The following is a 14,305-nucleotide window of genomic DNA, read 5'->3' on the forward strand; positions in this document are numbered from 1 at the left end:
AAAATTAGATGCCGAAACGAGTTCAGTATAATTCTGTTCTATTAAATAATCAGTGTATATTAACTACCCAATCACAACATCTGGGTTATATCCTAAATAGGGTGTCTTAATTTCGTTAAACACAATTCCATGACTTTCTAACTCTTTTAAAATAGGATCATAAACCTCTTTGGTTATTGGTATTTGAACACCTGGCGTCGTAATCTTTTTATTTAGAATTAATAAAGTAGCTATAGCAACAGGTAAGCCAACCGTCTTTGCCATCGCAGTAAAAGTTTGATCCTCACCAATAACGACCATTGTCGATTCTATTTGACGTTTTTCATTTTGATATTCGTAACCAAATTTATGTTGCATTACAATCATGTCTTTGTCCTCCTTTTTCAAAGTCCAACTATCCATTAGTATTTTCTGCAATACTTGAGCCGGTGTAGCATTTTTTAACCCTACTTTTATAGTATGATCAAAAATATTTAACTCTAATAATTTCTCCCACATGATATCATCTTGGTCAATTTTTAAATAAGAGCGTAGTTTTAACTCGACAGAATCATGAGGATTATAAGCTAAAAATGAGTTTGTAAACTCACGATAACTCATATGCTCTGAACCTTCTAACGTATAACTATCATCTGTCATACCCAACTGTACAAACAAATTCCAAGCTCTTGAAAAACCAACACGTCTAATGGTTCCTCTATACATTGTGAGTATATTTTCTAACCCATAAGTTTTAATATATTTCAAGGAATCTCTGTTGGCATAGGCTTCAAACTTTCCAACATTTGGTAGATTCAATATTTCTGTTCTTCTAAATAATTTATGATACGGTATATATTTATAAGTACCCTCTTGTATAAATTTTGCAGCTCCGCCTTGTCCAGCTAAAACAACATTTCTAGGGTTCCATGTAAATTTGTAATTCCACAAATTAGAATCACTCTCAGGAGCCACTAAACCACCTGTAAATGATTCAAACAACAACATTTTAGCGTCGTTTTCTCTAATCCTATCAATAACTTTCATGGCACTCATGTGATCAACTCCAGGATCCAAGCCAATCTCATTCATAAAGACCAACCCTTGTGCTTTAACCTCAGCATCTAAGGCTTTCATTTCGTCAGAGACATAAGAAGCAGTAACCATATTCTTTTTATACCTAATACAATCTTTAGCTACTTCAATATGAAATCTTGCGGGTAACATTGAAACTACGATGTCGGCATTTTTTATCGCTAAAACTCTCGATTTTTCATCAAAAATATCAAGCACAATCGCTTTCGCATTTTCATGATTTTTTATGATAGACTCTGCTAAATCAATAGAAATATCTGCTATGGTAAGCTGTAATTTTTCAGTTACAGATTTTTCCAATAAATAGTTGATAAGTGAAGCAGATGAGCGACCTGCACCAATAATAAGAATGTTACGCATAGATTAAAAAAATTGATTCACGAATGTATAAAAATTACTGACCATAATCAAAAATAGTGCGTATCATTTTCTCGAATTAAAATAGTAAAAAACGTTAAGAGCAATCGCAGGTATGATGTTACAAATATGTACTACTTTTGTGATAGAACAATCCTTTTAAAATGAAAAAAAACTTATCAATTACTGCCATTTTAGGTATGCTTGCCATTGTACTAGGTGCCTTTGGTGCACACGCTCTAAAAGAAAAATTAGGAGCTGATGCCCTGCTGAGTTATGAAAAAGGAGTACGCTATCAAATGTATCACGTATTTGCACTCCTTTTCGTTAACACCTATTCTGGCTTCAGTTCTAAAGGTAGACAAACAATAAGTTGGCTATTTTTCCTAGGTATTTTATTATTTTCTGGCTCAATTTACGCTATAACAGTGGGTGGTATTGACCCTAAACTTATTTGGTTTATCACCCCATTAGGTGGTTTATTATTTATTATAGGATGGCTTGTTATGTTTTTCAACTTTCTTAAGAAATAAAAATTTTACGAAAACGTTTTCGTAAAAAGTAATATTGCTTAATTTTGTAGTTCAAACTAACTCATAATATGAAAGATTCTACAAAATCAGTAAATGCAGTATTAAAAAAATATGGCATAAAAAATGCCAATGTACATTGGAACTCATCACCCGAAGAACTCACAAAAATTTGCGTTGATAACGGTTTAGGTAAAATAGCTGATTCCGGAGCATTAATGGTAAACACAGGTGAGTTTACAGGAAGATCTCCTCAGGATCGATTTATCGTAAAAGATGAGATTTCTGAAGATAAAGTTTGGTGGGGTAACATAAATATACCTTTTGAAGCTGAAAAATTTGACCGCCTTTATGATAAAGTAATTAAGCACTTATCAGGAAAAGAACTCTATGCCCGTGATGCCTATGCTTGTGCTGACGACAGATATAGAATGAACATTAGAATAATAACTGAACTTCCTTGGTCTAACTTATTTGCTTACAATATGTTTTTAAGACCTACGGAAAGTGAATTGGAATTGTTCCAACCCGATTGGCTACTATTACAAGCCCCAAGTTTTATGGCTGTTGCTAAAGAAGATGGTACACGCCAGCATAATTTCGCTATTTTAAATTTTAAAAGAAAAGTTATTTTAATTGGCGGTACAGGTTATACTGGTGAAATAAAGAAGGGAATTTTTTCTGCATTAAATTTTATCCTTCCTGTTGAAAAAGAAACATTACCGATGCATTGTTCATCAAATGTTGGAGAAAATGGAGAAACAGCAATTTTCTTCGGATTATCAGGCACAGGTAAAACAACATTGTCTGCAGATCCTAATCGTAAATTAATTGGCGATGATGAACATGGTTGGACAAAAGACAACACCATTTTTAATTTTGAAGGCGGTTGCTATGCGAAGGTTATTAATCTTTCTGAAGAAAATGAACCCGATATTTTCAAAGCAATTAAGTCTGGAGCGATATTAGAAAACGTGGTATGCAAAGCCGGTACTAATGAAGTTGATTTTGAAAACACTTCAATTACACAAAACACCCGAGTTAGTTACCCTATCAATCACATAAAAAACATAAAAACGCCTTCTCTAGCGGGTAACCCCAAAAATATATTCTTTCTAACGGCTGATGCTTTTGGAGTTTTACCTCCAATTTCACGTTTACTGCCAAACCAAGCTGCTTATCATTTTATATCAGGTTATACGGCAAAAGTTGCAGGAACCGAAGCTGGGGTTACAGAACCTGTCCCTTCTTTTTCTGCCTGTTTTGGTGCTCCTTTTATGCCATTACATCCTGCTAAATACGCAGAAATGTTAAGCAAAAAAATGAAAGATTCAAATGTAAATGTTTGGTTGGTAAATACAGGATGGACTGGTGGCCCTTATGGGGTTGGTACCCGAATGAAATTAAAATATACAAGAGCAATGATCAATGCCGCATTAAACGGTGATTTAGGATCTTACAATTATAAAGATTACCATATTCATTCTGTATTTGGTGTAGCTCAGCCAAGAAGTTGCCCAGGTGTGCCCACAGATGTTTTAAGTCCTCGAACTACTTGGAATGATGATGAAGCGTATTATAAAATGGCCTTTAAATTATCAAATGCTTTTAGAGAAAATTTTGACAAATTTGAAGCCATTGCCAACGAAGAAATAAGACGTGGTGGTCCACAACGTTTCGCTTTTTAATCAATCCGAAAAGACCCTAATCGCATATTGTATTTTTTCTGTGCAAACTGAAAATACTGATAAAGCTTGTAATTGACTTCCATTCCATAATCTATATTGGGCTGGTAGTCAATTTCATTTTCATATATATTTGTATTATATCTAGTAGGACTCCTAAACCTACTATTCCACTCCATAACATAAACCCAATTTTTTGATTCTAAAGTACTTAGACTATAATAACTTTCCGGTTTTGCAGAAATCAAATAACTTGTAAATCCTGGATCAATAATAGTAATTTCATACTCCAAACTATCATTTGCAATTCTTACAGGTTCTTCTTTATCTTCATTAGAAGTAGTTGTTTGTTGTGTACCACAACCCACAATTAAAAAACCGAGTATCCCAAAAACGTAAATAAAATTTTTCATTATTTTATAATTTATTGACAACCATTAATATACAAAAACTATTCCAATTTAAGAATTTAAAACTCTAGTTTTAACTGAAACTCAACAGGCTCTTCCTTTTCAACCGTATTTGTATTTAAATTAGACAACGAAATACCCAACAACCTTACAGATTCATGCATTTCTTCTTGGTATAATAATTCTTTGGCCTGCTCTAATAAAACACTCTTATCTTTTACAAAATAGGGTAATGTTTTACTTCTAGTTTGTATTGTAAAATCGCTATACTTAATTTTTAAGGTAATAGTTTTACCTGAAATATTTGGTTTTAAAAGTCTACCAGATAGTTCTTCAGCTATTATTTCCAATTTCTCGAGCATGTAAATTTCTGAAGTCAAATTGGTATTAAAAGTATGTTCAGCCGCAACAGATTTTCTGGTTCGGTCAGGTTTAACTTCACCATTGTGAATTCCCCTAACAATATCAAAATAATGTTTCCCTGATTTTTTAAAATGCTCCGTCAAAAAATTAGATGACTTTTCTTTTAAGTCCTTTCCTGTAAATATGCCTAAATTGTACATTTTTGAAGCGGTCACTTTACCAACACCATAGAATTTTTTAATATCTAAAGCTTCTAAAAATGCTAATACTTCTTCTGGAGGTACTGTCTTTTGCCCGTTTGGCTTATTTACATCAGAGGCAATTTTTGCGACAAACTTATTAATAGAAATGCCCGCTGAAGCATACAAACCTACTTCATTGTAAATTTGTTGTCTAATTTCTTGAGCCAAGATCGTTGCTGAAGGAAAGTTCTTTTTATTCTTTGTCACATCCAAATAAGCCTCATCTAAGGATAAAGGCTCTACCAAATCTGTATATTGATTGAAAATAGCTCTTATTTGAGATGAAATCTCTTTGTATCGCGAAAAGCGAGGCTTTACAAATATTAAATGAGGACAATTTTTTCGTGCTAACATGCCACTCATAGCCGAACGGACTCCATATTTACGAGCCTCATAACTAGCCGCTGCAACAACGCCTCGCTCTCCACCTCCGCCAACAGCCAAGGGTTTCCCTTGCAACTCAGGATTATCCATTTGTTCTACAGAGGCATAAAATGCATCCATATCAACATGAATTATTTTTCGGTATGGCGGTAATAAAGACATATTCAAAAATAATGAAAAAAGCTCACCTTAACCTTCGTAAAGTGAGGCAATAAAAAACTCGCCAAAAGGCGAGTTTAATAATTTATATTGTCTAAAATTTAATCGTATCTTTTTACAATACTCCTTGATCCATCATGGCATCTGCAACTTTTATAAACCCAGCAATATTTGCTCCTTTTACATAATTTACATATCCATCAGGTTCTGTTCCATATTTTGTACAAGCGATGTGAATAGAAGTCATTATTTGATGTAATTTAGCATCTACTTCTTCCATAGGCCAATTTAATTTCATCGCATTCTGAGACATTTCTAAACCAGAAACTGCAACACCACCTGCATTAACTGCTTTTCCGGGTGCGTATAGTATTTTGTTTTTATGGAATACATCAATTGCTTCAGGTGTACAACCCATATTAGAAACTTCTGACACATATTTTACGCCATTATTTACTAATTTCTGAGCATCTTCATCATTCATTTCATTTTGCGTAGCACATGGCATAGCGATATCACATTTTACGCTCCAAGGTTTTTCTCCAGGATAAAATTTAGCTTCAGGAAATTCTTGAACATAAGGAGAAACGATATCATTATTTGAAGCTCTTAAGGCTAATAAATAATCTATTTTGTCAGCATCTAAACCTTTTTCATCGTATATATAACCGTCCGGTCCAGAAATAGTAACTACTTTACCACCTAATTCCGTAACTTTTAAAGCAACTCCCCAAGTTACATTCCCAAATCCTGAAAGAGTAACTGTTTTCCCTTTAAAACTATCATTTTGAGTATCTAACATTTCTTTGGTAAAATAAGTACCTCCGAAACCTGTAGCTTCAGGTCTAATTAAGCTTCCGCCCCAATTTAAACCCTTACCTGTAAATACACCTGTATTTTCTTGTTGTAATTTTTTGTACATACCATACATGAACCCAATTTCACGTCCACCAGTTCCGATATCACCAGCTGGCACATCTGTATTTGGTCCAATAACCCTCCATAATTCGAGCATGAAAGCTTGACAAAAACGCATAATTTCAGCATCTGATTTTCCCTTAGGATTAAAATCAGATCCTCCTTTAGCACCTCCCATAGGCAGGGTTGTCAATGCATTTTTGAAGATTTGCTCAAAACCTAAAAATTTAAGAATACTTAAGTTTACACTTGGGTGTAAACGAATACCTCCTTTATATGGACCAATAGCGTTATTAAATTGAATTCTATGACCTAAATTAACTTGAACTTCGCCATTATCATCAACCCATGAAATTCTGAAAGTAAAAACACGATCTGGTTCTACTAATCTTTCAATAATTTTTGCTGATGCGTATTGTGGATTCTCATTATAAATGTTCTCTATAGATTCTAGTACCTCATGCACCGCCTGTAAATATTCTTTTTCTCCAGGGTGTTTTGTTTCTAGATTGTTTAAGATTTCTTTTACATTCATGTCTGTATATTTTATTTATTTTAAAACGTAAAACTCATAACAAAATTACAATTATTAAATTCTATTTTCAGCAAATTAAAACTAATTATTTATGCAATATGATAATTTTAACTTACAATAGTTATAACATAATATTAAATCCTCAAAAGACTACATAAAACCTTCAGGGGGTAAATCATCTATTGAAATATCTAATTCAGAAACATCTTTATCAATATGATACCCAGATTTAAAAATTGCAGCTTTATTGTTTTTACCTTCAATAATTACTGAAAGCGGTGCATCAAACTGAATATGTCGTAAAAAATCATCTTCATATACCGCTTCTTGACTATTTAAATAATCCACATCAAAAAAACCATCATTTAAAAATGGATTAATTGTTAAATAGCCCACATTAAACGAGGTTAAATTTTGAAAAAAGTGAGTACCTTGACTCGGATCAATTCTGAAATCATTCAGTCCTGCCTCTACAATTATTTTTGCCGCAGAAATTTGAGGCCATATCACAGGAATTCCCAACCATGAATCACTAGATCCCCATCTACCTGGACCGACTAAAATATATTTTTTATGCTCTTCTGTAAATTTTTTATTTATCAGTTCAACAGCTTTTGCAATTTGCCTTGTACTTGCAGAATTGAATGTTTCTGGTTTTACATAAACAAAATCACAGATATCATCATATTTCCCATTTCCCAATGCCGATTCTGAATAAATAATAGTGTCGGCAACATCAAAATTATTCGGCAACATGCTCAATGTTTCGTTACTCTCTACAATAGGTCGAATTTGTAAAAAACTAAATTGTCTCGGTTTTCCTTGAGGTACATCTAACTTAACAGCAAACTCAATTTCTATGGGATTTCTCATTTCACGTTGTCCAACACGCAATAATTCCTGAAGTATTTCTGGCAAAGGAAAAGTACCATACTTTAAAATGTTATCAAATGTAATTACACGAATTCCATCGTGCATTACACCGGGTCTTATCATGTTGTTTTGCAAATCATAGGTAGATGCCACAAATTTTAACGAGCCATGCTTCTCGGCTTGTCTAATAGTGATTTTCTTCTTGTTAATAGTCTGGCTCGTTGAAGCCGTATAACTATCAGGATTCATATCTAACGCATAAAAATATTGTTGTGTTTCCCGCTGCGTAGATCCTGGTGTTGATAATTGTATTATTTTCTTGGGATGATATGGAGAAAATCGCAACGTTTGTCCACCGCCCACAATTATTTCTCCTAAGCCTAAGGCAATATTGGCGATACCTTCATTAGGTTTTTCATTACCAATTGGATAAAAGTTAATTGAACGAGCAACTCCAGAAATATTAGGGTAAAATACATCATTATATTGTGTACCTGTAATTTCTTGTAAAATTACCGCCATTCTATTTTCTTCTACGGTATGAGAAGTGGCTTTTAAATACAATTTACTATTTTGAAAAAAGGCGGAAGCCATTACAGATTTTACAGCAATAGAAACCATTTCTAACATTTGCTTCGATTTGGTTTTAGGAAGCATGTAAGTCGCAAAAACACCTGCAAATGGCTGATAATGTGAATCTTCCAAAACACTAGAAGACCGAATAGCTACCGGATGCTTGGTTACTTTTAAAAAGGCTTTTATATCTTCTTTTACCCAGCCCGGTAATGGTTTCGAAATAAATTCATCTAAAATCTCATTCTCATCATCACAATGTGCTGCAAATTTAAAGAGCTTATGCTCTTCCATAAATTCGTCAAAAACATCTGTACTTAGTACAACTGTTCTTGGTATGGATATAACAACATCATCAAACTTTTTAAATAGGCGATTACGTTTTAAAAAAGAATCTACAAAAGCAAGTCCCCGTCCCTTTCCTCCCAAGGCACCATCTCCAATTCTGGCAAAACCTAAATATTTGTCGTATTTATTTTTATTAAATTTAGAAATAACCCCTCTAGATCTATAGATTCGATACGCTTTTATGGCTTCAATTAAAAAGGTTCTAATCTCTTCAGCATCTTCAAAATCAGCATATTCTACATTTTTAAACAAATTTGCTAATGGAAAAAGTGCTCTTGACCTCAACCATTTAGAATACTCACTTCTTATGGCGTGATAGGTTATTGACTCTTTAGTAACAATAGCCAGAGCATTTTGAAAAGCATTTAAATCCTTTACGGTAACTAAAACTCTATGTTGTTGTGGATCCCAAAATTCAAAATCGCCAAAAGAAAAATATTTGGTAATGTAATTCTTTAATTCCAGTTCTATGGTTTCAGAATGTTTCCATAAAAATTTACCTTTTAATTCTAAAGCAATTTTCTCATTTTCGATATCTGACGATTCTATTAGAAAAGGAAAATAGCGTTCTATACTCCTTACATATTTTAAAAATTGAAAACCTGCTGTTGCATCACGTTTACCATCCTTAAAATAATTTACATCCGAAATTACCCCTAACAAATTGTCTTTATATTTTTCAAACAAAGCCAATCCCTCTTCGTAACGTGTAGCCAATAAAATTTTTGGACGTCCACGCATCAAATTCATTGCACGGTGTTCATTTAAGCCTTCCGACATAAATGATCGTGTTTGCTTTAATATTATCTTATAAATAACGGGTAAATATCTTGAGTAAAACCGCAACGAATCTTCTACTAATAATATCGCTTTAACACCAATTTCATTAATATCCTTATCAGCATTCAATCTATCTTCTGCCAATTTTATAATGGCCAAAAAAATATCAACATTACCATTCCAATGAAAAACATAGTCAATGATACCCGTGTTCTCTCTTAATATTTTCTTCCTTAGTTCAGATGAGTAATGACTTAACGCGGCTATAGGTACATTAGGAAAGAACTTTTTCAACTGCATAGACGTTTCAAACGCCTTATAACTACCAATATCTAGCCAAGTAATTACCAAATCTATATGATCAGAACCTAATATTTTTAATGCCTTTTTAGCAGAATTGGCATGTAAAAAAGTAGGAGGATATCTTAAATTTAAAGCGGTGTATTCATTAAAAATTCGTTCATCAATTCTACCATCCTCTTCCAACATATAATAATCGTAATTAGAACAAACAATAAGTACTTTGTTTATTCTATTTTGCATCAATTGTTCAAATGCAAAATGTTCAAAAACGTATGTTTTTAAATCTGGAAGTCTATTTTTTGGCATTGATTAATGTGTTTATAACAAAGATAGGAATTATTTGATGGGTAATTTTAAAACATATGGAAGGTTGAAGAATCAATAATTGGAAAAGTTATCTTTATTCTAAAAAATGACCTGAACATTATACTAAAATAAAAATTCGCACAATCAAGTTATAAATGAACAGCTAGCAACTACCTTTAGTCAATAACTAGATTATGGTGATTACATTCTTTAATTATATCCTACTCAGTTAAAATCTAAAATCACTATTAAACCACTCCCTGACCTAACATGGCGTCAGCTACTTTTACAAAACCAGCAATATTTGCACCTTTAACATAGTCTACATAACCATCTTCATCTTTACCATAGGTTACACAAACGTCATGAATATCATTCATAATTTCATGTAATTTAGTATCTACTTTGTCATTCGTCCAATTATAACGTAACGAGTTTTGACTCATTTCTAAACCAGAAACTGAAACGCCTCCCGCATTTGAAGCCTTTCCCGGTGAAAATAATATTTTAGCATCTTGAAAAACTCGAATAGCTTCGGCTGTACTTGGCATATTGGCACCTTCACAAACACAAAAACAACCATTTTTTATCAAGGTTTTCGCATGATCTCCATGGAGCTCATTTTGTGTAGCACATGGCATGGCAATATCACATTTTATAGTCCAAGGGGTTTCCTCTTTATAAAATTTCGCAGTTGGGTATTTTTCTAAATACCGGTCTATTCTTCCACGTTTTACATTTTTTAATTCCATAATAAAGGCCAGCTTATCAGCATCTATACCAGCTGCATCATAAATATATCCAGAAGAATCTGACATCGTAACCACTTTCGCCCCTAATTGAGTCGCTTTTTCACAAGCATATTGTGCCACATTACCAGAACCAGAAACCAAAACTATTTTTCCTTTTATACTTTTATTCTGTGTCTTTAGCATGTTTTCGGCAAAATATACGGTACCATAACCTGTTGCTTCTGGTCTAATTAATGAACCTCCAAAAGACATTCCTTTACCTGTTAAAACACCTGTAAACTCATTTCTTAATTTTTTGTATTGCCCAAATAAAAATCCAATTTCTCTGCCTCCTACCCCAATATCACCAGCAGGGACGTCTGTATTCTCACCAATATGACGGAATAATTCCGACATAAATGCTTGGCAAAATTTCATTACTTCATTATCTGATTTTCCTTTTGGATTAAAATCAGAACCTCCTTTACCACCACCCATTGGCAATGTGGTTAGCGAATTTTTAAAAACTTGCTCAAAACCTAAAAATTTAAGAATACTAATATTTACTGATGGATGAAATCGTAATCCTCCTTTATATGGACCAATGGCAGAATTAAACTCTATCCGATACCCTCTATTTACTTGTATCTTTCCTTTATCATCAAGCCAAGGCACTCTAAACATTAGCGTACGTTCAGGTTCAACCATTCGCTCTAACAACATCTTGTCTTTATATTTATGGTTTTCTTCTATAAATGGAATAACAGTCTCTGCAACTTCGTGCACTGCTTGTAAAAACTCAGGCTCGTTGGTATTACGTAGTTTAACGTAACCCATAAAATCTTTAATTTTCGATTTCATAATTTAGGAAGTAAATTTTAAGGTTTCATCAATAAATTCATAACAAAAGTAATTAAAATGCAGTTTTCTTTCTTTGAAAACCTTAATTATTTGCAAATCTTTTAACCGCTAAAATCATCTTCTTTACTTTGGGAATAGATTAATAAAAAACTATTCTGCTTAATTGATGAAAAACCTTAAATTTGCAAACCAAGTTAAACAATCAATGTTAGACAAAGTAAAAGAATTCATTAACGAAGTCAGTGCTTTTAATTCAAATTCAAAAGAAGAAATTGAAGCATTTCGTATAAAATATTTAGGCAGTAAAGGTCTATTAAGAGGCTTATTTGCTGAATTTAAAAACGTAGACCCAAAGCAAAAAAAGGAATTTGGACAAGCTCTAAACACCTTAAAGACTACAGCTGAAAATAAGGTTGAAACGCTGAATAGTGCTCTAGAAGGCAATAGCGAACAAAAAAGTTTCTATGGAGACTTATCAAGGCCGGCTGAACCTATTGAATTGGGTGCAAGACATCCAATTTCTATTGTTAAAAATCAAATTATCGATGTTTTTTCTCGCATAGGGTTCACCATTTCTGAGGGCCCTGAAATAGAAGATGATTGGCATAATTTCACAGCGTTAAACTTACCAGAATACCATCCAGCAAGAGATATGCAGGATACATTTTTTGTTGAAAAGCATAAAAATGTTGAGAAAGATATGTTGTTAAGGACACATACCTCTTCTGTACAGATACGTTATATGGAGAATAACAAACCTCCAATTAGAACAATTTCTCCAGGTAGAGTTTTTAGAAATGAAGACATTTCTGCCCGTTCGCATTGTATTTTTCATCAAGTGGAAGGTTTGTATATAGATACAGATGTTTCCTTTGCGGATTTAAAGCAAACCTTGATTTATTTTACAAAAGAAATGTTTGGCAAATCAAAAATCAGATTACGTCCTTCTTATTTTCCTTTTACAGAACCAAGTGCCGAAGTTGATATTTACTGGGGTTTGAAAACAGAAACAGATTATAAAATAACGAAAGGAACTGGCTGGTTAGAAATTATGGGTTGCGGTATGGTTGACCCTAATGTATTGAAAAACACTAAAATTGATCCTGAAAAATATAGTGGATTTGCGTTTGGAATGGGTATTGAGCGTATTGCTATGTTGTTATACCAAATTCCAGATATCAGAATGCTTTTTGAAAATGATATCCGATTTTTAGAACAATTTAAATCTGTGATTTAAATATGAGTCTGAAAGCCTTTTTATTAAACAAAAAGTACATTAGCATCAAATTAAAAAAAATTGCCACCAATCATTTTGAAATAAAAGCTAAAATTAATGGTATAAAAGGACGATTTATTTTAGACACTGGTGCTTCAAACTCATGTGTTGGTTTCGATGAGATAGAAACTTTTGGTTTAAAAACCGAAGATTCAGAACATAAAGCTGCAGGTGCAGGTTCAGCAGAAATTGACACTCAAATTTCTAAAAAAAATAAAATTGAAATAAGCGATTTCAAAATAAAAAAAATACCACTTGTATTAATTGATTTAGCACATATTAACAACGCCCTAACAAAACAAGAAGCCAAACCGGTTAACGGAATTATTGGTGCCGATGTTTTAGAAAAAGGCAATGCTATTATAGATTACAAAAAGCGTAAATTATACCTTTCAAAATAAAACCAATAAAAAAATGAGCTCATCTTCAGACCAACGATATAACCTCAGAGGCGTTTCTGCATCAAAAGAAGATGTACATAAAGCCATTAGCAATATAGACAAAGGACTTTTTCCTAAAGCCTTTTGTAAGATAGTGCCTGATTATTTAACTAATGATGATGAATATTGCCTGATTATGCACGCAGATGGTGCAGGTACAAAATCTTCATTGGCCTATATGTATTGGAAAGAAACCGGCGATATTTCAGTTTGGAAAGGTATTGCTCAAGATGCATTAATCATGAATGTTGATGATTTATTGTGTGTTGGTGCAACTGATAATATTATACTTTCATCAACTATTGGGCGTAACAAAAACTTAATTCCTGGAGATGTAATTTCTGCCATAATAAACGGTACAGAAGAACTAATTACCGACTTAGAAAAACATGGAGTTACTATAAAATCAACTGGAGGAGAAACTGCCGATGTTGGTGATTTAGTAAGAACCATAATTGTAGATTCTACCGTAACAGCTAGATTAAAACGTAGTGATGTTATTGATAATGCGAATATAAAAGCCGGTGATGTTATTGTTGGATTGTCTTCTTTTGGACAAGCAACTTACGAAACCGAATATAATGGCGGAATGGGTAGCAACGGTTTAACCTCTGCTAGACATGATGTTTTTGGAAAGTACTTAGCGGAAAAATATCCGGAAAGTTATGATCATGCCGTACCCGATGATTTAGTTTATTCAGGAAAAGTAAAACTTACGGATACTATTGAAAATTCACCTATAAATGCTGGTAAATTGGTGCTATCACCAACGAGAACTTATGCTCCAATTATCAGTGAAATTTTGAAACAATATAGATCTGAAATTAACGGAATGGTGCATTGTAGTGGTGGTGCACAAACCAAAATTCTACACTTTATAGACAATTTACACATCATCAAAGATAATTTATTTGATGTACCTCCTTTGTTTCAATTAATTCAAGAACAGTCGAATACAGATTGGAGAGAAATGTATCAAGTATTTAATTGTGGTCATAGAATGGAATTATATGTTCCTGAAGCCATTGCTAACGACATCATTAAAATTTCTAATTCATTTAATGTCGATGCTCAAGTTATTGGTAAAGTTGAAGCATCACCAACAAAAAAACTTACTATTAAAAGTGAATTTGGTACATTTGTGTACTAACCCAATC

Annotated in this window: 11 protein-coding genes; 5 read left to right on the forward strand and 6 right to left on the reverse strand. The window is 33.0% G+C overall.

Annotation, left to right across the window (positions count from 1 at the left end):
• Window positions 1-63: 63 nt before the first annotated feature.
• Complete coding sequence (locus tag D3P13_RS08815; protein WP_117881475.1) at window positions 64-1,434, reverse strand: saccharopine dehydrogenase family protein; 1,371 nt, start codon at window positions 1,432-1,434, stop codon at window positions 64-66.
• A gap of 161 nt (window positions 1,435-1,595) precedes the next feature.
• Between D3P13_RS08815 and D3P13_RS08820 the strand changes: the two genes are divergently transcribed.
• Both D3P13_RS08820 and pckA read left to right on the forward strand, forming a co-directional pair.
• Window positions 1,596-1,964 carry a DUF423 domain-containing protein gene (locus D3P13_RS08820; RefSeq protein WP_117881477.1) on the forward strand — a complete coding sequence of 123 codons (369 nt, stop codon included), beginning with the start codon at window positions 1,596-1,598 and terminating at the stop codon, window positions 1,962-1,964.
• A 68-nt stretch (window positions 1,965-2,032) separates the two neighbouring features.
• Window positions 2,033-3,649: a phosphoenolpyruvate carboxykinase (ATP) gene (pckA, locus tag D3P13_RS08825; RefSeq protein ID WP_117881479.1), complete on the forward strand. Its 1,617-nt coding sequence runs from the start codon at window positions 2,033-2,035 to the stop codon at window positions 3,647-3,649.
• On the opposite strand, the gene D3P13_RS08830 is transcribed toward pckA, so the two are convergent.
• The 5 genes from D3P13_RS08830 to gdhA (D3P13_RS08850) form a co-directional block, all read right to left on the reverse strand.
• Window positions 3,646-4,059, reverse strand: a complete 414-nt coding sequence (locus tag D3P13_RS08830; protein WP_117881481.1) for a DUF6146 family protein — start codon at window positions 4,057-4,059, stop codon at window positions 3,646-3,648. The two genes, pckA and D3P13_RS08830, sit on opposite strands and share 4 nt — an antisense overlap.
• A gap of 56 nt (window positions 4,060-4,115) precedes the next feature.
• A complete protein-coding gene (gene dinB, locus D3P13_RS08835; RefSeq protein ID WP_117881483.1) occupies window positions 4,116-5,207 on the reverse strand; it encodes a DNA polymerase IV in 1,092 nt (363 codons plus the stop codon).
• Window positions 5,208-5,319: 112 nt separating this feature from the next.
• Complete coding sequence (gene gdhA, locus D3P13_RS08840) at window positions 5,320-6,657, reverse strand: NADP-specific glutamate dehydrogenase (protein ID WP_117881485.1); 1,338 nt, start codon at window positions 6,655-6,657, stop codon at window positions 5,320-5,322.
• Between the two features lie 150 nt (window positions 6,658-6,807).
• Window positions 6,808-9,840, reverse strand: a complete 3,033-nt coding sequence (locus D3P13_RS08845; protein ID WP_117881487.1) for a PEP/pyruvate-binding domain-containing protein — start codon at window positions 9,838-9,840, stop codon at window positions 6,808-6,810.
• Window positions 9,841-10,088: 248 nt separating this feature from the next.
• A complete protein-coding gene (gdhA, locus tag D3P13_RS08850; protein WP_117881490.1) occupies window positions 10,089-11,432 on the reverse strand; it encodes an NADP-specific glutamate dehydrogenase in 1,344 nt (447 codons plus the stop codon).
• A 205-nt stretch (window positions 11,433-11,637) separates the two neighbouring features.
• Here gdhA (D3P13_RS08850) and pheS point away from each other — a divergent pair, with 205 nt between their 5' ends.
• Genes pheS through D3P13_RS08865 form a run of 3 tightly spaced genes read left to right on the forward strand, consistent with a single transcriptional unit; the run spans window position 11,638 to window position 14,298 of the window.
• On the forward strand, window positions 11,638-12,669 hold the full coding sequence (pheS, locus tag D3P13_RS08855; protein ID WP_117882228.1) for a phenylalanine--tRNA ligase subunit alpha: 1,032 nt from the start codon (window positions 11,638-11,640) through the stop codon (window positions 12,667-12,669).
• A 2-nt stretch (window positions 12,670-12,671) separates the two neighbouring features.
• Complete coding sequence (locus D3P13_RS08860) at window positions 12,672-13,109, forward strand: retropepsin-like aspartic protease (protein WP_117881492.1); 438 nt, start codon at window positions 12,672-12,674, stop codon at window positions 13,107-13,109.
• A 13-nt stretch (window positions 13,110-13,122) separates the two neighbouring features.
• Window positions 13,123-14,298: an AIR synthase related protein gene (locus D3P13_RS08865; protein WP_117881494.1), complete on the forward strand. Its 1,176-nt coding sequence runs from the start codon at window positions 13,123-13,125 to the stop codon at window positions 14,296-14,298.
• Window positions 14,299-14,305: the final 7 nt, after the last annotated feature.

It is taken from the genome of Aureibaculum luteum, from assembly GCF_003449015.1.
GTDB classification, from domain to species: domain Bacteria; phylum Bacteroidota; class Bacteroidia; order Flavobacteriales; family Flavobacteriaceae; genus Aureibaculum; species Aureibaculum luteum.